The sequence below is a fragment of the Pseudomonas sp. KH_046_2 genome (genome assembly GCF_057838985.1).
In genome coordinates this window covers 787,501-810,398 of the sequence record NZ_CM174480.1, presented here as the reverse complement: position 1 = coordinate 810,398, position 22,898 = coordinate 787,501, and the positions used below count along the sequence as shown (strand labels likewise).

The window sequence follows — 22,898 nt, the reverse complement described above, 5'->3', positions numbered from 1 at the left end:
TCAGCCCTTGAAATCTGCGCTCGCATAATCGGCCAACTTGCCCTGGATAAAGTCCAGGAAGCATTGAATCCGCAGGGCCAGTTGCGAGTTGCGGTAGTACACCGCGTTGATCGGCTGGCGATAACCGCTGTTGAATTCGGCCAGCAACACTTTCAAGCGTCCGGCACGAATGTCCTCGATGGTCATGAAATGCGACAGGCTGGCGATGCCCTGGCCGTCCAGTGCGAGATGGCGGATGGTCTCGCCGCTGGAGGCGCTGATCGACGCCTGGATCGGCCAGCGATCGCCATGCACATAACGCAGTGGCCATTGGTTGAGGCCTTCGTTCTGGGTGAACCCCAGCAGCGTATGGTTGGCCAGGTCAGCCACGGCTTGCGGTGTGCCGTGTTTTTCCAGATAGGCCGGGCTGGCGACGATGTGCAGCGGGCTGCAACCCAGGGAGCGGGCATGCAGGGTCGAGTCGGTCAGGGTGCCGATGCGGATGGCGATGTCGGTGCTCTGCTCCAGCAGGTCGATGATCAAATCGTTGCTGTTGAGTTCGAGCTGGATGTCGGGGTAGAGCCGGCGAAATTCATCGATGTAGGGCACGATGGCGTGCAGCATGAAAGGCGATGCCGCGTTGATCCGCAGACGCCCGGACGGCGTTTGCTGGCGTGAGGACAGGCGCTCTTCGAGCTCGTCCATCTGATCGAGAATGCGCTTGGCGTGCTCGAAGAAATACTTGCCCTCTTCGGTCAGGTCCATGCGCCGCGTGGTGCGATTGATCAACGTGGTGTCGAGCTTGGCCTCCAGCCGCGACAGCGTACGACTGACCGCCGAAGGCGTTTGCCCGACCTGCTCGGCCGCTGCAGATATAGACCCGCATTCAATCACGCAGACAAAAATCTGCAATTCATCGGATCTGGCTTTCACGGCTGCCCCTCACTCAAAAACTGGCTTGATAGTAGCTGGATGCGGGGCAAAAGGAACCTCAAGCCGGCAGGCCAAACACCTCAGCCAAATGCTGCTCATAGCGCGCCACATCGCCTTCGATGTTCGGACGCTTCATCACGTCTACGCAGAGGAACGTCGGCAAACCGGTCATACCCAGGAACTCGTTGGCCTTGTGGAACGGGAAGTACACCGCGTCCACGCCCTTGGCTTCGAAGAAGTCGGTCGGATCGTCGAAGGCTTGCTGCGGGGCGTTCCAGGTCAGCGACAGCATGTACTGTTTGCTCTGAATCAGGCCGCCGCTGCCGTACTTCTGCGACGCGTCCGAACGGGTGCGACCGTCGCTGGCATAGAGGCTGCCATGGCCTTCGGTGAAGACTTCATCGATGTACTTTTTCACGGTCCACGGTGCGCCCATCCACCAGCCTGGCATCTGGTAGATGATCACGTCGGCCCAGAGGAACTTGGCCACCTCTTCCGCAACGTCGTAACCCTCGTCGATGAAAGTGGTTTTCACATCCATGCCGCCGCGATCCAGCACGCTCAACGCGGCTTCATGCAGGGTGGCGTTGTAGCGGCCGTCGGAGTGCGCAAATTGTTTGCTGCCATTGAGCAACAGGACTTTTTTCATGGGAGGTCTCGGGAAGGTCGGGAATCGGATGGCGGCAGAGTACCGATCGACTTCGCGCGGAGTAAGCGTCGATTTGGCAAAATTCATTTGACCTACAAGCACGAATCAACAGGCGATTGTTGCCTTAGACTGGCGCCAATTCTGACTTGAGGAGAGATGTAGATGAGTGAAATCCAGGGCTTCATCCTGCACGCCAAGACCCGCCCGGAAAAATCCGACGCGTTCGAAGCGTTTTTCAGCGGCTACGTGCAAGCGAGCCGGGCCGAACCCGGTTGCATCGAATACCACATGTTGCGCGACAAACAGGACCCCACCCTGTTCATCTTCTACGAGATCTGGCAATCCCGGGCCCACCTCGACGTGCACTCGAACCTGCCGCACATGAAGCAGTTCCTCGAGCAGCGTGATGAATACCTGGAGCGGGATTTCGAGATCCGCGCCATCGAGATGATCAGCCCGTCGTCCGCTAGCCGCTGATCAGCAAATGGCCGCCGAGCACACCCAGGCCAACGAAAAACACGCGTTTGAACCACAGGGCGCTGATCCGCTGGCGCAGCGATTGCCCCAGCCACATGCCGAGCATGGCCGGGATCAGCGCCAGCAGCGATGCGCTCAACTCGCCCCCGCCGAGCGCGCCACGCCATAGCAAGCCACCGGCCAGGGCCAGGGTCGAGACGGTGAACGACAGGCCCAGCGCCTGTACCAGTTCGTCCTTGCTCAAGCCCAGCGCTTGCAGATAGGGCACCGCCGGAATCACGAACACGCCGGTGGCCGAAGTGATGACGCCGGTCAGCACGCCGCACAGCGGACCGAGCCAGCGTTCGCTACGCCGCCCAACGCGCACAGTCGGCAGGAACAAACCGCTCAGCGCATACAGCAACAATGCCGCCCCCAACCCCCGCACCACCCAATGGCCACCGCTCATGCCGAGCCACAGCGTGCCTGCCCCGGTACCGATGAAAATCGCCAGCAACATTGGCCACAGTCGTTTGATTAGCCCCGACAGGTGACCGCCGAATGCCAGTTGCCAGACGTTGGTCAGGGTCGCCGGAATGATCAACAGCGCCGCAGCCTGCGTCGGCGCCATAGCCAGACCGAGCAGGCCCATGGCAACGGTCGGCAGGCCGAGACCGATCACGCCCTTGATCATGCCGGCCAGCACAAAGGTGCCGATAACCAGCAGCGAAAGGGCCAACCCGAGATTCTGATAAAACGCCGAGAGTGTATTCATGGGGCCATGGTGAGCCCACGGGGGTTGATTGAAAATCTGCCATATACTGAGGCTGCCTCTTGCCTTGACAGAGGCTGAGTATTTGGCTGAAGCGACTGGCCTCTTCGCGGGCAAGCCCGCTCCCACATTTGATCGCATGCAGTCGGGAGAACTCGGTCCCCTGTGGGAGCGGGCTTGCCCGCGATGGCGGCCTCCCAGACAACACACATCCAGAGGTTGCTGCAATGCACTTCGACCTGACCGACCTGCGCCTGTATCTGAACATCCTCGACACCGGCAACATCACCGCCGGCGCCGCACGCAGTCATTTGTCCCTCGCGGCAGCCAGTGCGCGCATCCGCGCCATGGAGGCGTCGCTGGGCGTCGAGTTTCTTCAGCGCAATCGTCGTGGGGTCAGCCCGACGCCGGCCGGCAATGCCCTGGTCCGACACGCCCGGGTCCTGCTGCAACAGGCCGAACGCCTGCAACAGGAACTGGCCGAATACGCCCAGGGCGTCAAAGGCCAGGTGCGGCTGCTGTGCAATACCACGGCGATCACCGAGTACCTGCCAGAGTTGCTCGCGGATTTCCTGCACAGCCATCCCAACCTCGACATCGACCTGCAGGAACTGCCCAGCACTCGCATCACCCACGCCTTGCGCCAAAGGGCGGCGGACCTCGGCATCGTTTCCGACGCGGTGGACACCGATGACCTGCAGACCCGAGCGTTCCGCGATGATCCGCTGGTGCTGATCATGCCTCGGGAACATCCCTTGGCTCATGCGAGCTCAGTGAGCTTCACCGACACGCTGCATCATGACTACGTCAGCCTGAATGCCAACAGCGCGCTGGCGGTTTACCTGGAAGAACAGGCACTGCACGCCGGCCTGCGCATGCAGATTCGCATCCGTGCCGATGGCTTCGATGGCGTGATGCGCATGGTCGCCCGTGGGGCGGGACTGGCAATCGTACCGCTGGCCGCAGTCGAACGCGGGTCAGGCGGACGGTCCTTCAAAAGCCTCGCCCTGCAAGAACCCTGGGGCCAACGCAAACTGTTGCTCTGTGCCCGGGACTTCGCCGCATTACCCGGCTATGCCAAGGCCCTGCTGCACGCCTTGACTCTCCCCTGAGGGGCAGACTTTATCCTTGAGGTTTGATCTTCAAGGACAGCGATGATGGGTAAACGAATACTGGTGATCCTCGGGCATCCGTCCGGCAACAGCTTCTGCGCCGCCCTTGCCGAGCGCTACACACAGTCGGCAATGCGCGCCGGGCATGAGGTGCGTCAATTGTTTCTCGGCACCATGGATTTTGACCCGGTACTGCGCGAAGGCTATCAGCAGGTCCAGCCGCTGGAAGCCGACTTGCGTAACGCCCAAGCCGATATCCTGTGGGCCGAACAACTGACGCTGGTTTATCCGATCTGGTGGGGCGGCGTACCGGCCTTGCTCAAAGGCTTTTTCGACCGGGTGTTCTTGCCGGGTTTTGCCTTCAAATATCGCCAGGGCAAAGCCTTCCCCGACAAACTCCTAGGCGGTCGAACCGCCCACCTGCTGGTGACCATGGACACACCGCCCTGGTATTACCGATGGATCTACCGCATGCCCGGATTGCATCAGGTCCGCAAAACCACACTGGAATTCTGTGGCATCAAGCCAACCCGAACCCTCACCTTCGGGCCAATTCTCGGCGCCAGCGCAGACCGGCATGCGGCCTGGTTACGCCAAGCCGAAGCTATCGCCAGCGCTTGAGTCGGTCGATAATGCACCGAGCTTTATCCTCGGAGAAAAGGACCTTCCCATGTACATCGGCCAAGCCGCGCAACGTTCCGGCACCACTGTCAAAAGCATCCGTCACTACGAGTCGATTGGCCTGCTGCCTACCGCTCGCCGCCTGGGCAAGTACCGCATCTATGACCAGCACAGCGTCGACCTGCTGATGTTCATCAAATGTGCCCAACAGCTGGGTTTCAGGCTCAAGGAATTGCAGTCGGTCTTCGCCGGACATCAGGGCCCGCAGTTGCGATGGGAACGGGCACACCAGATCCTCGCCAGCAAAAAACAGGAAATCGCCGAGCGGATAGCGGCGCTGTCGCAACAACACTCGCAATTGGTCGAATTCGAGAACAGCCTCGAACAATCCAGGCTCGACTGCCCGCTGAACCGTCTTTGAGGGTCGTGCGTTTCTGGACAGATCAGTGTCGAGCTCAGACAACTGATGGTTGGGCAGGCGCTATAGGGTGCGACTTCAGTTCTTGAGCCCACTGCCCGGAGTCATCATGACCGCACCGATTACCGTTCTTCGCGACACCCACCCGCTACCCGTGCTCGACGCCTGTAAATGGGAAAAACTCGAAGGCGACCCGCACACCGTCAACCTCAATGCCTACACCAGTGAAGACGGCAGCAAGATCATGGGCACCTGGATCTGCACCCCGGGCAAGTGGTACGTGGAATACGTGAAGTGGGAGTACTGCCACTTCCAGGAAGGCTACTGCATCATCACCCCGGAAGGCATGGCGCCGATCCACCTGCGCGCCGGCGACATTTTCGTCGTTGAGCCGGGGATGAAAGGCACCTGGGAAGTGGTAGAAACCGTGCGCAAATATTTCGTGTTTGCCTGATACAAAAAACCGGGGGATCACCCGACGTGATCTCCCGGTCAAAAGTCCATCGGCAAACGCCGTACCCTGTGGGAGCGAGCTTGTGTGGCGAGGGGGCTTGCCCCCGTTCGAGGGCGAAGCCGTCGTAAAGTCGGTAACCGCGGTTCGTATGACCCACCGCGTTTATCTGTTCTGGGTCCGCTACGCGAACCAACGGGGGCAAGCCCCCTCGCCACAACAGCCCTCACTACATTCAATGCATCGCTTTACTGCGGCTTGCGATAACCATTGATAATCGCCGAGAAGTCCTGCCCCCCCTCCCCACGCAAACTCATCGCCTGATACAACTGCTGGGCCACCGCGCCGAGTACCACCGGCTGGTGCGCCTGACGCGCCGCTTCAGTGGCCAGCCCCAGGTCCTTGAGCATCAGTTCGGCCCCGAAGCCGCCGGTGTAACCGCGCGATGCCGGAGCTGTTTCAACGATGCCCGGCCACGGGTTGTACATCTCCGAGCTCCAGCAACGCCCGGTGGAACTGTTGATGATGCCCGCCAGCACCTTGGTGTCGATGCCCAGGGCATCGCCCAGCGCCATGGCTTCGCTGACGCCGACCATGGAAATCCCCAGCAGCAGGTTGTTGCAGATTTTAGCGATTTGCCCGGTGCCGACCTCGCCACAATGGACGATGTTGCGGCCCATTTGCGCCAGTACCGGTTGCAGGGTGGCGAACAGATCAGGAGTGGCGCCGACCATGAAGGTCAGCGTCCCGGCGGCTGCACCACCGGTGCCGCCAGAGACCGGCGCATCGGCCATGGCCACGCCCTGTTTGGCAGCGGCGGCGGCTACGTCCCGCGCGGTCTGCGGATCGATGGTGCTGCAATCCACGGCCGGAACACCCTTGCCGATACCGGCGAGCACGCCGTCTTCACCCAGCCACACACTGCGTACATGCACCGCGGCAGGCAGCATAGTGATCACCAGTTCGGCGCCCTCTGCCGCTTCACGGGCCGAAGCACTGATACTGCCGCCCAGTTGCTCCAACTCCGCCAGTACGGCTTTGTTCAGGTCCACCAGGCGCAGTGCATGGCCGGCCTTGATCAGGTTGCGCGCCATCGGCGCGCCCATGTTGCCCAGACCGATAAAAGCGATTTTCATGTCCGGCTCCTTAACGCAGGTTGATCGTGGTGTTCACACCGTCGTTGACGCTGTCGTCATCGAACCAGCGACTGGTGACGGTCTTGGTCTGAGTGTAGAACTGCACCACTTGCTTGCCGTACGGGCCGAGGTCGCCGAGCTTGGAACCGCGCGAACCGGTGAAGCTGAAGAACGGGACCGGCACCGGAATCGGGATGTTGATACCGACCTGGCCGACGTCGATTTCGTTCTGGAATTTACGTGCCGCCGCGCCGCTCTGGGTGAACAGGCCCGTGCCGTTGCCGAACGGGTTGGCGTTGACCAGGGCGATGGCCTCGTCGAGCGTATTGACCTCCAGCACCACCAGCACCGGGCCGAAGATTTCCTGGGTGTAGATCTGCATGTCGGTGGTCACGCCGGAGAACAGGGTCGGGCCGACAAAGTTGCCCTTCTCGTAACCGGGAACCGAGATCTCGCGACCGTCCAGCTCCAGTTTGGCGCCTTCCTTGATGCCGCTCTCGATCAGATCGAGAATCCGCGCCTTGGCCTTTTTCGAGATCACCGGGCCGACGTCGGTGCCCGGCTCACTGCCAGCATTGACCTTGAGCTTTTGCGCCAGCGCCTTGAGATCCGGCAGCCATTGCTTGGCCGCGCCCACCAGCACCACCACCGAGGTGGCCATGCAGCGTTGACCGGCAGCACCGAAACCGGCACCCACCAACGCATTCAGCGCTTGTTCGCGATTGGCGTCCGGCAGCACCACAGCGTGGTTCTTGGCGCCCATCATCGATTGCACACGCTTGCCGTGTTTGCCGGCCAGGTCATAGACATGAGTACCGACGGCGGTTGAACCGACGAAGGAAACCGCCTTGATGTCCTTGTGGGTGCAGAGCCCGTCCACCACGTCCTTGCCGCCATGCACGACGTTGAGCACGCCAGCCGGAATACCCGCCTCGATCGCCAGCTCCACCAGCAGCATGGTCGACATCGGGTCCTGTTCGGACGGCTTGAGCACGAAGGTGTTGCCACAGGCGATGGCCATCGGGAACATCCACAGCGGAATCATCGCCGGGAAGTTGAATGGGGTAATGCCGGCGCACACGCCGATTGGCTGGCGCAGGGTGTAGGTGTCGACGCCACCGGCGACGTTTTCAGCGAATTCGCCCATTTGCAGGCTGCCGATGGAGCAGGCGTGCTCGACCACTTCCAGCCCACGGAAAATGTCGCCTTCGGCGTCGGCAATGGTCTTGCCCTGCTCGGCGCTCAGGACTGCGGCGATGCGTTTGGAGTGCTCGCGAATCAGCGCCTGGAGCTTGAGCATGATGCGCATGCGGGCGCCGATCGGGGTCAGTTTCCAGGTCTGGAAAGCACGATGAGCGGCGCTGATGGCAGCATCGACTTCTTCGGCGGTGGCAAACGGCACCTTGGCCAGTACTTGCTGGGTCGCCGGGTTGATGATGTCGTGCCATTCGGTGGTCTTGGATTCGACCCACTCGCCGTCGATCAACAGCTTGACCTTTTGCACGGTGGTTTCGTTAGGCGTGAGCGATGCGTTCATGTGGGTCTCCTGGACTTTGTTGTTATCAGGGGAGCCAAGGCGAGAAAGTCGCCTTGGGATGAGGCGTGTGTCGCGAATTGGTTGTCGGACTGTTTTTGGAGTATAGATGTGCAAACTTCTAATATGAACGCACATATAAACCGGTCCAACATGCAAAAAAACATCACCTCCCTCGGCTCTTTGAACTGGGATGACCTCAAGTTTTTCCTTGAAGTCGCCCGCACCCGCAAGGCCAGCACCGCGGCCAAGCGCCTGGCGGTGGACTACACCACGGTGTCGCGGCGCATCAGCTCCCTGGAAACCGCACTGGGCACTTTGCTGTTCGAAAAATCCCGGACCAACGGCTTTGTCCTGACCGCTGAAGGCCAGAGATTGATGGGGTATGCCGAGTCGATCGAAAGTACCCTGCACATGGCGTGCGAGCAGGTTTCCGGATCCGGCGTGGCGCTGTCCGGTCATGTACGCATGGGCTGCACCGAAGGCTTCGGCAGCTTCTTCATCACGCCGCAGCTGAGCCACTTCGTCGACACCTACCCGGCTATCTCGGTGGATATCCTGCCGCTGCCGCACTTCATCAGCCTGTCCAAGCGCGAAGCCGACATCGTCATCGCCCTGGAGCGCCCGGAGCATGGCCCGTACGTCTGCTGCAAACTGTGCGACTACCGATTGCAGCTGTACGCGACCCAGGATTATCTGGACAACCACCCGCCGATCCGCAAACCAGCCGATTTGGCCAAGCATTCATTTATCAGTTACGTCGATGATCTGGCGTTCAGCTCGGAGCTGCTGTACCTGGCCAACGTACTGCCCGGCGCCAGCGCCAACCTGCGCAGCACCAGCGTGATCGCGCAGTTCGTGGCCGCGCAGCAAGGACGCTCACTGGCAATCCTGCCATGCTTCCTCGCCACCCAGGACCCACGCCTGCTGCCGGTGTTACCGCAGGAAATCAATATCACCCGACAGTTCTGGATGTACTGCCGCGAAGACCTGCGCAAGCTCAAGCGGATCACCCTGTTGTGGGATTACATCCGCCAGGTCACCGAGCAGAATCAGGGACTGTTGATGGGAGAAAGTCGGGAGATGTTGTTTGCCGATTAGTCGGAACTGACCACAATCGCCACCCGGCGATTCTCGGTGCGGCCACTGGACGTGCTGTTGCTGGCCACCGGCACGCTGCTGCCCAGGCCACGCAGCTGGATGTTTTCCTGCTTCATGCCGACGGTGTTGAGCACCTTGGCCACGCTTTTCGCCCTGCGCATGGACAGTTGCTCGTTGTAAGCCTCTTTGCCCGATGCGTCGGTGTGACCATCGACCCGCACTCGCTCGATCCCTACCCCCAACAGCGCCTTGCCGATGCGCTCGACGATGTCGGTGCTCTGCTTGTTCAGGCTGTCGTCGTCACTGCCAAACAGGACCTTGCCGGACAAGCCGAAGGCCCAGCCATCGTCTGTCAGCTCGAACCCCTGCTGTTTCAGCACGGCGATTTGCGCCGGGGTCAGGCCTTTGGGGGTGGTTTGGCAACCGGCCAGGCTCAGCAAGGCCACGAGCAGGGTCATGGTGAAAAAACGCAGGGAACGCGGGTTGAATGTGAACACGTAAATCAGCTCCTGTTTTGAACATCGGCGGCAGGGTGCTCCGACCCTGCCGTGTACTGTGCGCCTCGGGACAGGCGCTTGGCCTGGTACATCGCGCCATCGGCGGCGTTGAGCAGGGCACCCGGCGTTGCGCCATGATCCGGGTACACCGCGACGCCGATACTGAGGGAGGTCAATACCTGGGTGCTGTCCGGCAATGGAATCGGCATGTCCATGCTGGCCAGAATCTTGTCGGCAATCCGTTCGGCGTCTTCGGTCTTGTGCAGTGGCGTCAGCAGCACGGCAAATTCATCGCCACCCAAGCGCGCCACCAGGTCGCCTTCGCGCAATTGCGCCCGAACCCGATTGGCCACGGCCACCAACACCGCATCGCCCGCCGCATGGCCGAAACTGTCGTTGATTTCCTTGAAGCGATCGCTGTCGAGAAACAGCACCGCCACTCGCTCACCGAGCTTGTTGGCGTTGCGCAGCGCGCGCATCAGGCGACCTTCGAAAAACGCCCGGTTGGGCAATCCGGTGAGGCTGTCGTGGCTGGCCTGGTGAGCCAGGGATTCGTTTTCGCTTTGCAGGTGCGACTGCCAGGCTTCGAGTTCATCGAGCAGGGCATTGAAGTCGTTGCCGAAATTATCGAGCTCGGCAATGTCGGCGGGCGGCACGCGCTTGTCGAAGGCGCGTTCACTGCGCGCGGCGTGGGCGACGGCGGCCAGGTTGCGCAGGGGCTTGATGATCCCGCGAAGTTGTCGGCGCGCCAAGAAGAGCGCAACCCAGGCACTGATGGCCGTGCACACTACGATGCCCACCAGACCGCTGAGCAAAAAGCGCATCAGGCTGGCGCCATGACCGGTGAGCCTGATGCTGCCGACTTCCCGCCCTTGATGGAGGATCGGCATGCTCATGGGTTCTTCCAGAAACGCTTTGGCGATGTGCAATTCGAGATCAGACACCCAACCGGTTTCCGGTCGTTGCCAGCGGGCCAGCAACTGGCCCTGCCGGTCGAATACCTGGGCGTCGGCCACCTCTTCGGTGGACGCAATCAACGCCAGCGCTTCGGTGGCGGCGGGTTTGTCGTTGAACACCACCGCGGCTTCCACGGTGTAGCTGATCGAGCGTGCGATCAGGTGCAGGTTGTGATCGGCGTACACGCGCAAGGCCAGCACGCCGAGCAACGTCAGTGAAACACTGGCCATGGCGACGCCCACCAGCGCAACGAGCAAATTGCCGCGACCGATGACCGAATGCAAAGTCGGGCGGCTGCCCGGTGTCAGTAGTTTCATGGCGCCGCCGGCTTGCGGCGGGACAGTTGCAACACGCTCGGATGAATGCGTACGCCGCTGCGGGCGACAGAGTCGAGATTGACCTCGAACGACACCTGCTCGTCGCTGACCCGCAAGCAAAACAGGCTGCCGACGGTGCATTGCTCGTCGCTCTCACTGATGCTCAGCACCGGATGCCCGATCAGCGCGGCAAACAATCGACTGCGTTCTTCGCCAGTCAGTTTGCCGATATAAACCGCATCGCAGTCACTGACAATCGAGGGGTTGTCGGCCAAAAAACGCTGCACCGCGACAGGTCGACCGGTGGCCTGGGTCGTGCCCTTGACCAGGTCGTCGGTGTATTCGGTAGGGCCGACCAGGCACAAGCGCAGCAGCAAAGGCTCGACGGGCCAGCGGGCATAGCTGAGGATTCCGAGAACCACCTGGGTAACCGCTTTGGCGCGTTGGTCCGCCATGCCCACCGGGGCTTGCGATTGAGCGAAAGCGACGCTGGCCAGCAGACAGAGAAGGATGGCCAGCAGCGCTCTTCTACAGCCAACGACGCGCTCTGTCGTCCTGACAGCCACCTTCATGCAGGGATACTCGTTGACCGTAGCGAAATGATGCCGCAACGATAGCACAGCAACGAAATGCCAGCGAGGCCACGTACTACGCAGCCTCGGACATTTTCCTACAACCGTTACTGACCTTTCAGCCTGTCGGCTCGCTGCCGTCCTTGAGCTCCAGCATCAGTCCGCTCAAGCGTTTGACCCGGCGTTTCACCGCCTCTTCAAACACCCCCGTACGCGACTCGATCAAGGTGAACCAGTCCTTGGCCCGGGTAATTCCGGTGTAGATCAGTTCCTTGGTGAGTACCGGATTCAAGGCATCGGGAAGAATCAACGCGGTATGTGCGAACTCCGAGCCCTGGGATTTATGCACGGTCATGGCGTACACGGTTTCGACATCATTCAGGCGGCTGGGCAGGACAAATCGCACACCACCCTGGCCATCATTGCGTGGGAACGCCACACGCAGAACCTGTTTTCCAGCCCCGGGCCCCTCCTGCTCCGGGAGCTTGAGGGCGATGCCGATATCGCCGTTCATCAAACCCAAACCGTAATCGTTGCGGGTCATCAGGACAGGGCGACCTTCGTACCACTGCTGGTCGCTGTCGATCAGCCGCGCCCGGAGCAATGCCTCCGTCACCCGCTGGTTCAAGCCCTCGACACCCCACGGTCCCTTGCGTACGGCACATAACAACTGGAACGCGTCGAAGGCCTGCAGCACTTGTCGAGCCCAATCAATCCAGCGCGAATCTTCCAGCGGGCTGTCCAGTGGCGGCCGCTGATTACGCAGCACGCTCAGGTAATGTCGATAACCCTGCGGGCCCTCACCATGGCCGTCGAGAAGCAAGCGTTCCAGGGTCCGATCCTGCTCCCCCTTGAGGACCAGGCAATACACATCGTCATGGCTTCGCGCAGACAACAACTTGCGGGCTTCTTCGGGTTGCTGCTGGTTGACCCAGCGAGCCAGTTGGCCAATGCCGCTGCCTTCACCGAATCGCCGGGAATGGCGCAACATAACGACCTGCTGGGCCAATGGATGAGTGCCCTGCGCGTCCTCCTGCAAGCCGCTGGCCTGCAGGTTTTCGCCACTGACGGCTTCCAGCCACTGGCGTGTCTGCGGGCTGTGCCAGCCAGCCTCCGCGTCGCGACACAGATCCCCCAATACCGCACCGGCTTCTACCGAAGCCAGTTGATCCTTGTCACCCAACAGCACGAGGCGCGCGTGGGCCGGCAAGGCGTCGAGCAGGTTGGCCATCATTTCCAGGTCGATCATCGAGGCCTCGTCCACCACCAACACATCCAGCGGCAGGCGATTGCCCGCGTGATGGCGGAAATGACGAGTCCCGGGCCGGCTGCCGAGCAGACGGTGAACGGTGGTGACGTCGGACGGGATCTTTTCCCGAACGTCCTCCGTGACCTTCAAGGTCCGGACTTGCTGGCTGATGGATTCCGTCAGACGCGCCGCGGCCTTGCCGGTCGGCGCGGCGAGGCGAATGCGCAGGGGCATGCCAGCCTCGACCGCTGGCGCCTGGAGCAACGCCAGCAAGCGCACGACGGTGGTGGTCTTGCCGGTTCCCGGCCCCCCCGTGACGATACTGAAAGCGCTGCGCGTCGCCAGGGCGCAGGCCAGCTTCTGCCAGTCGATCACTTCACCCGGCCGGGCGGGACCAAACAGTCCGGTGAGGCGCTGGAGCAAGTCGTTCGGCGTGGATTCGTGTTCCGTCAGACGCTCGCGCAGCGAAAGGTCGATCCGCCGCTCGTACGCCCAATAGCGGCGCAGGTACAAGCGTTTGCCCGATAACACCAAAGGCCGGTCGCGCACGTTGTCACGACTGTCAGCGGCCAGCGCGACCAGGTTGCTGGCGGCCAGCACCTTGCACCAATGAGCACCGTCCAGCGATCCCAGCAATTGCGAGGGCAACAGCATCGCGCCGCCTTGCACGTCACCTTCGGGTGGCAGCGACAGGGCGAAGTCCGGTTCTTTCAGCGTCTCGAACAGATCGAGACAGACATGCCCGTGGCCCAATTGATGGCTGGTCAGCGCGGCTGCCAGCAACACCAGTGGATCATCTTCCGGTGCCAGTTCATGCAGAAATGCCACAAAGGCTTTGTCCAGCGCGCGCAACCAGCCACGCTCGACCCAACGCGTGAGCAACAACAGCAAGTCGTCGGCACGACTCAGCGGCGCCAGATCGGCCAGGCTTTCGGCTGCCAGCGATGTGGGCAACAAATCGGCAAATGTGCGACTCATAACAGTACTCCCTGTTCCCAGGCGGGCTCGGCCTTGGGCTCTGGCTTGCCCTGGAACAGTCTGTCCAGACGCTCGATCAGCTCTCTTGGCGGCCGGGCGAAAAACACACCCTGGCTGGCCGCACGGGTACCGCGCAAAAACAGGTACAACGCACCGCCGACATGCCGGTCGTAGTCGTAATCGGCGAGCCGCGCCTTGAGCTGGCGGTGCAGGGCCAACAAGTACAACACGTATTGCAGGTCATAACGATTGTCGAGAATCGACTGTTCCATGGCCTGCGCGGTGTAGGCCGCATCATCGACGCCGAGCCAGTTGGATTTGTAGTCGGCAACGTAGTAGCGGCCGTCATGCTCGAACGTCAGGTCGATGAAGCCCTTGAACATACCGTTGAGCAACACCGGTTCCGCGGCGACCCGGGCCACGCCGTTATGGGTGTATTGGCACACCAGCGCATCGAGCTTGAGCACATCGACCTTATGGCTGGCGAACCAGAACTCCATCTCGACCTGATACTGCGTCAACTGGCCGAATATCACCGGTGCCTGACCGCCGCCCAGTTGCAGCGGCGACTTGAGCAAATGCTGCAACCAGTCGCTCAAGGTACTGATCCAGCCCTCCCAGCCTCGGCGGTTGCAGCGACGGGCAATGGCGTCGATCACCTCTTGTGGTGCCGCGTCAAATCCCTCGCCCCCCGCCCATTCGAGCAAGCCATGGAGGAAGGTGCCGGGGTTCGGGCCGCGCGGGAAGCGATGGATATCGCCGCCACCGGCCACCACTTCCCTGGGGGCCAGCGGGTCAAGGCGTTCGTCATCGAACAGTTTTTGCGCCTGCGGGCTCTCCGGCGCCTCGTCGGTGCCGACACTCAGGGTGTCGCCAATGCGTAGCGCGCTGTAGGAAGCGATCCACCAGTTTTCACTGGCCTTGCGTTTCGGAACCAGCGGTTCCAGCAACGCCGCGTCGTTTTGCGGTGGCTGGTAGTGCTCTGTTGTCGCTTCAGGCATCTCGGCATAGGCCAGCGCCGGGCAGTCCTGTTGCAGGTCCCGCAACCAAAGCTGCAACGCCGGGGAGTCGGCCAACGGCGCACCGCCGCCCAGCAGATAACCCAATGCCGACAGATGCAGCACCGAACCATTGTTGTTGCCGCGCTTGAGGTCGGCCACCCCCAGCCAGCAGGCGTGTTGCGCCCGGGTCAGGGCGACATAAAGCAAGCGCAGATCCTCGGCCAGACGCTCATCGTCAGCCAGGGCAATCAGTTCTGTCGTCGGCTTCAACGTGACCTGGGCATTGCCGGATTCATCGTGGTAGTGCAGCGGCAGGCGGCTGCCATCCACCGGTTTCGCCGAGCAAATGAACGGCAGGAACACCAACGGATACTCAAGGCCTTTGGACTTGTGAATGGTCACGACCTTGACCAGTTGCTCATCACTTTCCAGACGCAGGATCTGCTCTTCGCCAGCCTGCCCGGACAACGCCAGATGCTCGGACAAATGCCGGATCAGGGCTTGCTCGCCATCGAGTTCGGCGGCGGCTTGTTGCAGCAGTTCGAAAAGGTGCAGAAGGTTGGTCAACACGCGCTCGCCATCACTGCGGGCGATCAGCGCCTGGGGCAGGCGGAAGTCGTGCAGCAAGCGTCGCAGCATCGGCAGTACGCCCTGCTTGCGCCAGACTTCGCGATAGCCCCGGAACTGCATGACCCGGGCTTCCCAGGCCAACTCGTCCTGATTCAGCCGCTCAAGTTCCGTCAATGACAGGTTCAACGTGATGCTGGCCAATGCGGCTCGCAGCGGTCGCTCGACATCCGGCTCGGCGCAGGCCTTGAGCCAGGTCAGCACGTCATGCGCCTCCTGGGCGGCGAACACCGAGTCCTTGTCCGACAGGTAAACACTGCGCACGCCACGGGCGGCCAATTGCGCACGAACCGCCTGCGCTTCCTTGCCGTCGCGCACCAGGATGGCGATGTCCGCCGGCAGCAGGCCCCTGAAGGCTTTGCCGTCCTGGGTGAACCCCGCTTGCCCCTGCTGCCCGCCATTGAGCAATGCCGTGATTTCACTGGCGCAGGCAGCCGCCAGTAGTTGCCGGTACACCGCACCGGACAACGGTTGTTCGGCCGGCAAGTGCCAGATGTTCAAGGCTGGGATTGCCTGGTCATTGATGCGCAAGACTTCTTTGCGGCCCTGGGAGGCAACCGGCGTAAACGGCACCGGGTTGTCGCCATTCTTCTGCCGGAAGAGGAAAGCGCCGCGTCCTGACTCCCGGGCTTCGGCGCGCTCGAACACATGGTTCACCGCGTTGACCATGCCATGGCTTGAGCGGAAGTTGGTGCCCAGGGTGTGCAGGCGGCCGGTGGTGGCTTGGCGGGCGCGCAGGTATGTATGGATGTCGGCGCCGCGAAAAGCGTAGATGGCCTGTTTCGGGTCGCCGATCAGGAACAGACCGCACTCGGGGCTGTTCTCTTCAATGCGGTAGATGCTCTCGAAGATCCGGTATTGCACCGGGTCGGTGTCCTGGAACTCATCGATCAGGGCGACCGGAAACTGTTCACGAATCAGGGTTGCCAGTCGCTCACCGCCATCGGACTGCAAGGCCGCATCCAGGCGCAGCAGCATGTCGTCGAAACCCATTTCCGCGCGGCGGCGCTTCTCTTCCTCGAATCGTGCCCCGACCCAGCGGGCCGCATGTTGCAGTACGGCGGCATCAGGCGTTGGCAACCCATCGAGGCAGGCCTTGAGGCCGGCCATCGCATCGAGCCCCGGATGTCGAGGTGCTTCGCCCTTCCAGGCTTCAGCCATGCCATCCGGGGTCAGGCGAGTGAAGCCAGTGCCGATATCCAGTTGCTCAAGGGATTCGTCCTCGGCCCAGGCCTTGATCTTTTCAAACCAGGGCTCGAAATAGCGTGCCTGCATCTTGCGACCGTCGACAGCCTTGGTCGCAACGCCCTGGTGACAGATGACAAGCAACTCGTCCGCCCACTGCAGCCAGGGTTTCTTGAGTTCGATCAGGGCCGCCCGCCGCTCTTGCAGGCATTGCGAAATCACTTCGGCGGGTTCTTTCCCTTCATGCGCATCCCGCTCGCTGGCGAACAGCGCACGAATCCGCGGCAGCAGCGCCGCCGGCCCGCCCCAATTGCTGCGCACCCAATTCAAGGCGTCACCTTGCATCGGGTAACAGAACAACCGCCAGTAATCGCGCAGGACTTCCCCCAGCAAGTCGCTGTGGTCGGTTTCCAGGGTCTGGGTAAACAGGCTGCCGCTGTCGAACGCGTGCTCGCGCAACATGCGCTGGCACCAACTGTGGATGGTCGACACCGCCGCCTCGTCCATCCACTGGGCAGCGATATCCAGACGGTTTGCGCACCCGGGCCATTGCTCGGGCAAGTACTGATCACGCAACTCGGCAATCAGGCTGTCGGGGGCCGGTGTTTCATCGCGGAAATATCGTGCGGCCTCGGCGAGCCGCGTGCGAATGCGTTCGCGCAGCTCTTTGGTCGCGGCGTCGGTGAACGTCACGACGAGGATCTGCGGTGGCAACAGCTCACGTCCGAAGCCACTCTCCTCCCCGCCATTGCCAAGCACCAGGCGCAGGTACAACGCGGAAATGGTGAACGTCTTGCCGGTCCCGGCGCTGGCTTCGATCAGCTGGCTGCCGCGCAGCGGGAATGCCAGGGCCAGCGGTGTCTTCGTGCTCATCAGCGCGACTCCTCGCTGGACAGTGAACGCCAGGGTGCTTCAAGAAGCGGGCGATAGAGCGCATCACACCACTGGGGGAACGTCTCGTCGGCGACCAAGGCATCGTAATCGGCGAATTGGCGCGCCAGTGCCGGGCTTTCGCGGCGTTCTCCGTCCGTCGTCTGCCCATCCCCTTCATAGGCCTTGCGCGCAGCGGCCTCGGCTTTGACCGGGTCGGTTTGCCCCAGCCACGCGAAGGCTGTCTTGACGGCGATCGGCAGAGGCTGGCGCATCCCCGACTGCCATGCCATCAACAGGTCACCGAGAATTGTCCGCGCCGTGGACTGGTCCAGCGGACCGAGCAACAGGCTGTCGTCGCTGGCCACCAGTGCGGTGGTCAGCGCCATGCCACTGGCACAAGCCATCAGATGATTGACCCACGGGCGTGTCAGCCGATGCCATTTGCGCGACTTGATCGAGCCGATACTGTTGGGGATCGTTGTGACAGACAACAAACCACCATCAGAACGCTGATGCAGGCCGCTGAGCCAGCCCTCGATGTGCAGGCCTTGCAGTTCAAGACTGACGGGCAACGCGCTGCTGAGGGGTGTTGGCCACAACGCCAGGAGCTGTTGGTGACGTTGCAGCAAGTCAGGCAATGGCTCGATCAACTCCCGTTGCAGGCACTCACCGAATCCGGCCATGGGCAGCAGCCCGCTGTTCTGCAAACGTTTCGCCTGATCCTCCAGTGCCTGCCCGGTATTTCCAGGATCCGCCAGCGCCGCTTCGAGCAAACGGTCGCTGAGGCTGTAACGCTGCAACGCATCCAGGACAAAGGGCTCTTCATCGGCCAACGGCACTTCCGCCGCCTCGAAGAAGACTTTCAGTCGCTGGCTGAAAAAATGCCGTACCGGATTGCGCAGGAAATCCTGCACCTGACCGAGACTCAGTGGTTCGTCCTGAACGTGAGGCGCGAGCACTTCGGCGCTTGCCTGTTGCTCTGCCGCCTGATGAAGCACCTGCCATTCGCTGGCATAGCTGAACGACTCATCCCCGTCGTGAAAGTAGCGAGCACTGAAGGGTTGCAATGGGTGTTCCCGGGTCATGGCTTCCAGCAGATCCTCGTCGCCTTGCAGCAATCGCCAACCGCTGGCCAAGTGATCACGCAACTGACCGATCAGCACCGACGCAGGCCGCTCGCTGTTATCGCGGATGCTGCGGCCCACCCAACTGATGTAGAGCTGATCCCTTGCCGACAGCAAGGCTTCCAGTAGCAGGTAGCGGTCGTCTTCGCGCCGGGAGCGGTCACCCGGACGGTAATCACTGCCCATCAGGTCGAAATCCAGTGGCGGCTGCGCGCGCGGATAATCGCCGTCATTCATGCCCAGCAGGCACACCAGTTTGAACGGGATGGCGCGCATGGGCATCAAGGTGCAGAAGTTGACCGCGCCGGCCAGAAAACGCTGGGACAAACGGCCCTGATCCAGACCTGCAAGCCAGGCTTCACGGACAACGGTCAGCGGCAATTCATCCAGCAACCCGACGGATTCGCAGGTCTCGAGCCAGGTCTCGCGCAGCTCTTCGAGCTGGGCCAGCAAGTAGTCATCGTGTTCGTTACCGGCAAGGAAGAACAACTGCACCAATGCCTGCAAGCGCAAGCCCCATTGCCCCGGCGATGCTGGCTGAGAGAGTTCGTGGTGAGCCACTTCCAGCGCGTCGAGCAACGCAACCAGCGGACCGATGAGCGCAGCGTCCAGGCCACCGATCTCGTCGTAGGGTTCGATACCCGCATAAGCATCGGCGCCGCCAACGGCATAACCGAGCAGCATCCGTCGCAAGCCGAAACGCCAGCTGTTTTGCTCAAGTTCATTGGGCAGCCCGAGCCCGGCACGTTGCTCGGCATTCATCCCCCAACGAATGCCGGCACCTTCGATCCAGCGGTGCAGCGTCGGCAGGTCACGCTCCTCAACAGCAAAACGGGCGCGTAGCGCGGGGACATCCAGCAGATCGAGAATCTCACTGACGGGGAATCGGCTGTCAGGCAGCTTGAGCAGGTGCTCGACGACAATAAGTAATGGATCGCGACCACGCTGGCCCTGGTCAGCCAGGGTAAACGGAATGAAGCGCGGATCCTGGCGGTCAAGCTGACCAAACACGGCACGAATATGCGGTGCATAGCTGTCGATGTCCGGGACCATCACGATGATGTCCCGGGGCCGCAATTTCGGGTCGGCACTGAAGCGCGCGAGCAGTTGATCGTGGAGGATCTCGACCTCTCGCTGGGCGCTGTGGGCGATGTGAAAACGGATCGATTCGTCCTGCTCAAGATCGATAGCCGGCCAACGCTCCCGAGTCTCATTGAGGGGGCGCAACTCGAGGATGTCGTCCTGTAACTGGTTGAGCACGTTCAGCGGCTGACCATCACTGAACAGGTCGATGCGCCCGTCGCGGAAGGCCGAACGATAGCTGCTGGGATCGTCGTAACTGTCGAGCAGGTTGATGTAGTCCCGCCCCTGCTTGCCCCAGGCGGCCAGCAGCGGGTGAGCATGCTGATGCAGGGTTTGCGGATCGATCACTACCGGCATGCCGCTCTTGCGGGCCTGACGCTTGTATTGATGCCGCAACAGGTCTTTATCGGCGACGATGTCCGCCCAATGGTGACGACACGGGTTGTGTACGCAAAGCAGGACCTGGCTGAATCGTGCCAGTCCCGCCAGTGCTTCCAGAGCTTGAGCAGGCAGGGAAGAAATCCCGAAAACGATCACTCGCGAGGGTAATCCCTTGGGGGCTGTTTCGAGATTGTTGATACGTTCAACAAATCGCTGATGGACACCGGCACGGCTTTGCGCCATCCCTTCTGCTCCCACATCCAGCAAGAGTGCGCGCCATAACTCTGCCTGCCAGCAATTGGCCGGGGTCAGGGGTTTGGCTTCGCCCCTGGCGCTTCTTGTTTGATGGCGACCTTCCGCCCAGTCTTCGAGCCAGTCGGCTCGGTACACCTGGTATTGGTCGAACAGATCCGCCAGACGCTCAGCCAGTTGATAGCGTTTGCGCAGGTCGGTGTCATGGGTCAGGAATCGCTGCAGCGGCTCGAAGTGCGGTTGGTTGATCAACTGCGGCAGCAGGCGCATCAGACGCCAGGTCAGCGGGGCTTTATCGAGCAGGGACTTGACCGGAATTTCGTCGCGGCCAAGGACCATGCGATAGAGCTGCCACATGAAGCTGCCGGGCAACTGCACGTCGATGGCGGCAGCGATGCCGCAGCCTCCCATGTCGTCTTCTTCGGAATCTTCCGCCAGTGCCAGCTTCAGCCATTGGGCAATGCCATTGCTTTGCACCAACGCGATTTCATTCTCCAGGGGAGCCAGCGGGTAGCGCCGCATCCAGCTGACCACCAGGCTGCGCAACTCGTCCAGGCGGTTGCCGTGAACCACCATAAAACCAGCACTGAGGGACGTCGCGTCCGGCATAAAGGCTTCCTTGGAAAATACAAATCGAGGGACGACTTTAGCATTGAAGGCGACTTGCTGTAGGAGCGAGCTTGCTCGCGAAAAACTTCTGGACGCCCGGTGGCATCAGACAGCCAGTGTCATCGTTAAAGACCATCGCGAGCGAGCTCGCTCCTACACGGCGGCCAAAAACAAAACCCCAACTGCTTTCGCAATTGGGGTTTCGGAATTTAATCTTGACGATGACCTACTCTCACATGGGGAAACCCCACACTACCATCGGCGATGCATCGTTTCACTGCTGAGTTCGGGATGGGATCAGGTGGTTCCAACGCTCTATGGTCGTCAAGAAATTCGGGTACTGAGTCGTGACCGGCTGGCCTCGCTTCAGCAAATTGGGTATGTGATAGCTTCGGTGTTTTGTGAGCTTCGAACTTTCGGTTCTTTCGTCTTCACACACCGCAATCTGGCCTTTCGACGCAAATTGCTTGGGTGTTATATGGTCAAGCCTCACGGGCAATTAGTATTGGTTAGCTCAACGCCTCACAGCGCTTACACACCCAACCTATCAACGTCGTAGTCTTCGACGGCCCTTCAGGGGACTCAAGGTCCCAGTGAGATCTCATCTTGAGGCAAGTTTCCCGCTTAGATGCTTTCAGCGGTTATCTTTTCCGAACATAGCTACCCGGCAATGCCACTGGCGTGACAACCGGAACACCAGAGGTTCGTCCACTCCGGTCCTCTCGTACTAGGAGCAGCCCCTCTCAAATCTCAAACGTCCACGGCAGATAGGGACCGAACTGTCTCACGACGTTCTAAACCCAGCTCGCGTACCACTTTAAATGGCGAACAGCCATACCCTTGGGACCGGCTTCAGCCCCAGGATGTGATGAGCCGACATCGAGGTGCCAAACACCGCCGTCGATATGAACTCTTGGGCGGTATCAGCCTGTTATCCCCGGAGTACCTTTTATCCGTTGAGCGATGGCCCTTCCATACAGAACCACCGGATCACTAAGACCTACTTTCGTACCTGCTCGACGTGTCTGTCTCGCAGTCAAGCGCGCTTTTGCCTTTATACTCTACGACCGATTTCCGACCGGTCTGAGCGCACCTTCGTACTCCTCCGTTACTCTTTAGGAGGAGACCGCCCCAGTCAAACTACCCACCATACACTGTCCTCGATCCGGATAACGGACCTGAGTTAGAACCTCAAAGTTGCCAGGGTGGTATTTCAAGGTTGGCTCCACGCGAACTGGCGTCCACGCTTCAAAGCCTCCCACCTATCCTACACAAGCAAATTCAAAGTCCAGTGCAAAGCTATAGTAAAGGTTCACGGGGTCTTTCCGTCTAGCCGCGGATACACTGCATCTTCACAGCGATTTCAATTTCACTGAGTCTCGGGTGGAGACAGCGCCGCCATCGTTACGCCATTCGTGCAGGTCGGAACTTACCCGACAAGGAATTTCGCTACCTTAGGACCGTTATAGTTACGGCCGCCGTTTACCGGGGCTTCGATCAAGAGCTTCGCGTTAGCTAACCCCATCAATTAACCTTCCGGCACCGGGCAGGCGTCACACCCTATACGTCCACTTTCGTGTTTGCAGAGTGCTGTGTTTTTAATAAACAGTCGCAGCGGCCTGGTATCTTCGACCGGCGTGGGCTTACGGAGCAAGTCCTTCACCCTCACCGGCGCACCTTCTCCCGAAGTTACGGTGCCATTTTGCCTAGTTCCTTCACCCGAGTTCTCTCAAGCGCCTTGGTATTCTCTACCCAACCACCTGTGTCGGTTTGGGGTACGGTTCCTGGTTACCTGAAGCTTAGAAGCTTTTCTTGGAAGCATGGCATCAACCACTTCGTGTTCTAAAAGAACACTCGTCATCAGCTCTCGGCCTTAAGATCCCGGATTTACCTAAGATCTCAGCCTACCACCTTAAACTTGGACAACCAACGCCAAGCTGGCCTAGCCTTCTCCGTCCCTCCATCGCAATAACCAGAAGTACAGGAATATTAACCTGTTTTCCATCGACTACGCTTTTCAGCCTCGCCTTA

17 protein-coding genes and 2 rRNA genes (1 of these 19 running past the window's edge) are annotated in these 22,898 nt (G+C 60.8%); 6 read left to right on the top strand and 13 right to left on the bottom strand.

Translation table 11 applies throughout. From position 1 onward, the window contains the following. A complete protein-coding gene (locus tag AC3IX1_RS03630; protein ID WP_104450845.1) occupies nucleotides 1-912 on the bottom strand; it encodes a LysR family transcriptional regulator in 912 nt (303 codons plus the stop codon). A 58-nt stretch (nucleotides 913-970) separates the two neighbouring features. Further along, the gene (gene mdaB / locus AC3IX1_RS03625; protein ID WP_489387165.1) at nucleotides 971-1,561 is read right to left on the bottom strand and encodes an NADPH:quinone oxidoreductase MdaB; all 591 of its coding nucleotides are present in this window, start codon (nucleotides 1,559-1,561) and stop codon (nucleotides 971-973) included. Nucleotides 1,562-1,723: 162 nt separating this feature from the next. Here mdaB and AC3IX1_RS03620 point away from each other — a divergent pair, with 162 nt between their 5' ends. Then, nucleotides 1,724-2,038 (top strand): putative quinol monooxygenase, encoded by a 315-nt coding sequence (locus tag AC3IX1_RS03620; RefSeq protein ID WP_095942477.1) that lies wholly within the window; start codon nucleotides 1,724-1,726, stop codon nucleotides 2,036-2,038. Here AC3IX1_RS03620 and AC3IX1_RS03615 read toward each other — a convergent pair. Continuing rightward, nucleotides 2,028-2,792: a sulfite exporter TauE/SafE family protein gene (locus AC3IX1_RS03615; RefSeq protein ID WP_489387164.1), complete on the bottom strand. Its 765-nt coding sequence runs from the start codon at nucleotides 2,790-2,792 to the stop codon at nucleotides 2,028-2,030. The genes AC3IX1_RS03620 and AC3IX1_RS03615 overlap by 11 nt on opposite strands. Nucleotides 2,793-3,016: 224 nt before the next feature. On the opposite strand from AC3IX1_RS03615, the gene AC3IX1_RS03610 reads away from it, so the two are divergent. The 4 genes from AC3IX1_RS03610 (at nucleotide 3,017) to AC3IX1_RS03595 (ending at nucleotide 5,394) form a co-directional block, all read left to right on the top strand. Then, the gene (locus tag AC3IX1_RS03610; RefSeq protein ID WP_489387163.1) at nucleotides 3,017-3,901 is read left to right on the top strand and encodes a LysR family transcriptional regulator; all 885 of its coding nucleotides are present in this window, start codon (nucleotides 3,017-3,019) and stop codon (nucleotides 3,899-3,901) included. A 42-nt stretch (nucleotides 3,902-3,943) separates the two neighbouring features. After that, a complete protein-coding gene (locus AC3IX1_RS03605) occupies nucleotides 3,944-4,522 on the top strand; it encodes an NAD(P)H-dependent oxidoreductase (protein WP_489387162.1) in 579 nt (192 codons plus the stop codon). A 49-nt stretch (nucleotides 4,523-4,571) separates the two neighbouring features. Further along, nucleotides 4,572-4,943, top strand: a complete 372-nt coding sequence (locus AC3IX1_RS03600) for a MerR family transcriptional regulator (RefSeq protein ID WP_489387161.1) — start codon at nucleotides 4,572-4,574, stop codon at nucleotides 4,941-4,943. A gap of 106 nt (nucleotides 4,944-5,049) precedes the next feature. Further along, entirely contained in the window at nucleotides 5,050-5,394 is a 345-nt protein-coding gene (locus tag AC3IX1_RS03595; RefSeq protein WP_046038617.1) for a cupin domain-containing protein, read from the top strand. 245 nt (nucleotides 5,395-5,639) lie between these two features. Here the strand turns inward: AC3IX1_RS03595 and mmsB are convergent, their stop codons facing one another. Both mmsB and AC3IX1_RS03585 read right to left on the bottom strand, forming a co-directional pair. After that, nucleotides 5,640-6,527: a 3-hydroxyisobutyrate dehydrogenase gene (gene mmsB, locus AC3IX1_RS03590; protein ID WP_489387160.1), complete on the bottom strand. Its 888-nt coding sequence runs from the start codon at nucleotides 6,525-6,527 to the stop codon at nucleotides 5,640-5,642. A gap of 10 nt (nucleotides 6,528-6,537) precedes the next feature. Continuing rightward, complete coding sequence (locus AC3IX1_RS03585; protein ID WP_477756017.1) at nucleotides 6,538-8,064, bottom strand: CoA-acylating methylmalonate-semialdehyde dehydrogenase; 1,527 nt, start codon at nucleotides 8,062-8,064, stop codon at nucleotides 6,538-6,540. A gap of 150 nt (nucleotides 8,065-8,214) precedes the next feature. Between AC3IX1_RS03585 and AC3IX1_RS03580 the strand changes: the two genes are divergently transcribed. Continuing rightward, on the top strand, nucleotides 8,215-9,162 hold the full coding sequence (locus tag AC3IX1_RS03580; RefSeq protein WP_095942484.1) for a LysR family transcriptional regulator: 948 nt from the start codon (nucleotides 8,215-8,217) through the stop codon (nucleotides 9,160-9,162). Here AC3IX1_RS03580 and yfiB read toward each other — a convergent pair. The 8 genes from yfiB to AC3IX1_RS03540 form a co-directional block, all read right to left on the bottom strand. Continuing rightward, a complete protein-coding gene (gene yfiB, locus AC3IX1_RS03575) occupies nucleotides 9,159-9,659 on the bottom strand; it encodes an outer membrane lipoprotein YfiB (protein ID WP_489387159.1) in 501 nt (166 codons plus the stop codon). The two genes, AC3IX1_RS03580 and yfiB, sit on opposite strands and share 4 nt — an antisense overlap. Before the next feature lie 5 nt (nucleotides 9,660-9,664). Beyond that, complete coding sequence (dgcN, locus tag AC3IX1_RS03570) at nucleotides 9,665-10,933, bottom strand: diguanylate cyclase DgcN/YfiN (RefSeq protein ID WP_489387158.1); 1,269 nt, start codon at nucleotides 10,931-10,933, stop codon at nucleotides 9,665-9,667. Beyond that, on the bottom strand, nucleotides 10,930-11,505 hold the full coding sequence (gene yfiR / locus AC3IX1_RS03565) for a regulatory sequestration protein YfiR (protein WP_489387157.1): 576 nt from the start codon (nucleotides 11,503-11,505) through the stop codon (nucleotides 10,930-10,932). Before yfiR ends, dgcN begins: the two co-directional genes overlap by 4 nt. Before the next feature lie 118 nt (nucleotides 11,506-11,623). Beyond that, the gene (gene recD, locus AC3IX1_RS03560) at nucleotides 11,624-13,732 is read right to left on the bottom strand and encodes an exodeoxyribonuclease V subunit alpha (protein ID WP_489387156.1); all 2,109 of its coding nucleotides are present in this window, start codon (nucleotides 13,730-13,732) and stop codon (nucleotides 11,624-11,626) included. Beyond that, nucleotides 13,729-17,418: an exodeoxyribonuclease V subunit beta gene (gene recB, locus AC3IX1_RS03555; RefSeq protein WP_489387155.1), complete on the bottom strand. Its 3,690-nt coding sequence runs from the start codon at nucleotides 17,416-17,418 to the stop codon at nucleotides 13,729-13,731. The genes recD and recB overlap by 4 nt, the downstream gene beginning before the upstream one ends. Further along, nucleotides 17,418-20,867: an exodeoxyribonuclease V subunit gamma gene (recC, locus tag AC3IX1_RS03550; protein ID WP_489387154.1), complete on the bottom strand. Its 3,450-nt coding sequence runs from the start codon at nucleotides 20,865-20,867 to the stop codon at nucleotides 17,418-17,420. Before recC ends, recB begins: the two co-directional genes overlap by 1 nt. A gap of 213 nt (nucleotides 20,868-21,080) precedes the next feature. Further along, nucleotides 21,081-21,196 (bottom strand): 5S ribosomal RNA (gene rrf, locus AC3IX1_RS03545). Between the two features lie 149 nt (nucleotides 21,197-21,345). After that, nucleotides 21,346-22,898 (bottom strand): 23S ribosomal RNA (locus tag AC3IX1_RS03540) (it continues 1,341 nt past the right edge of the window).

Bases quoted from the DNA above. Each gene is read 5' to 3' on its own strand.
- mdaB (WP_489387165.1), bottom strand. From the start codon at position 1,561: ATGAAAAAAGTCCTGTTGCTCAATGGCAGCAAACAATTTGCGCACTCC.
- AC3IX1_RS03620 (WP_095942477.1), top strand. From the start codon at position 1,724: ATGAGTGAAATCCAGGGCTTCATCCTGCACGCCAAGACCCGCCCGGAA.
- AC3IX1_RS03615 (WP_489387164.1), bottom strand. From the start codon at position 2,792: ATGAATACACTCTCGGCGTTTTATCAGAATCTCGGGTTGGCCCTTTCG.
- AC3IX1_RS03610 (WP_489387163.1), top strand. From the start codon at position 3,017: ATGCACTTCGACCTGACCGACCTGCGCCTGTATCTGAACATCCTCGAC.
- AC3IX1_RS03605 (WP_489387162.1), top strand. From the start codon at position 3,944: ATGATGGGTAAACGAATACTGGTGATCCTCGGGCATCCGTCCGGCAAC.
- AC3IX1_RS03600 (WP_489387161.1), top strand. From the start codon at position 4,572: ATGTACATCGGCCAAGCCGCGCAACGTTCCGGCACCACTGTCAAAAGC.
- AC3IX1_RS03595 (WP_046038617.1), top strand. From the start codon at position 5,050: ATGACCGCACCGATTACCGTTCTTCGCGACACCCACCCGCTACCCGTG.
- mmsB (WP_489387160.1), bottom strand. From the start codon at position 6,527: ATGAAAATCGCTTTTATCGGTCTGGGCAACATGGGCGCGCCGATGGCG.
- AC3IX1_RS03585 (WP_477756017.1), bottom strand. From the start codon at position 8,064: ATGAACGCATCGCTCACGCCTAACGAAACCACCGTGCAAAAGGTCAAG.
- AC3IX1_RS03580 (WP_095942484.1), top strand. From the start codon at position 8,215: ATGCAAAAAAACATCACCTCCCTCGGCTCTTTGAACTGGGATGACCTC.
- dgcN (WP_489387158.1), bottom strand. From the start codon at position 10,933: ATGAAACTACTGACACCGGGCAGCCGCCCGACTTTGCATTCGGTCATC.
- yfiR (WP_489387157.1), bottom strand. From the start codon at position 11,505: ATGAAGGTGGCTGTCAGGACGACAGAGCGCGTCGTTGGCTGTAGAAGA.
- recD (WP_489387156.1), bottom strand. From the start codon at position 13,732: ATGAGTCGCACATTTGCCGATTTGTTGCCCACATCGCTGGCAGCCGAA.
- recB (WP_489387155.1), bottom strand. From the start codon at position 17,418: ATGAGCACGAAGACACCGCTGGCCCTGGCATTCCCGCTGCGCGGCAGC.
- recC (WP_489387154.1), bottom strand. From the start codon at position 20,867: ATGCCGGACGCGACGTCCCTCAGTGCTGGTTTTATGGTGGTTCACGGC.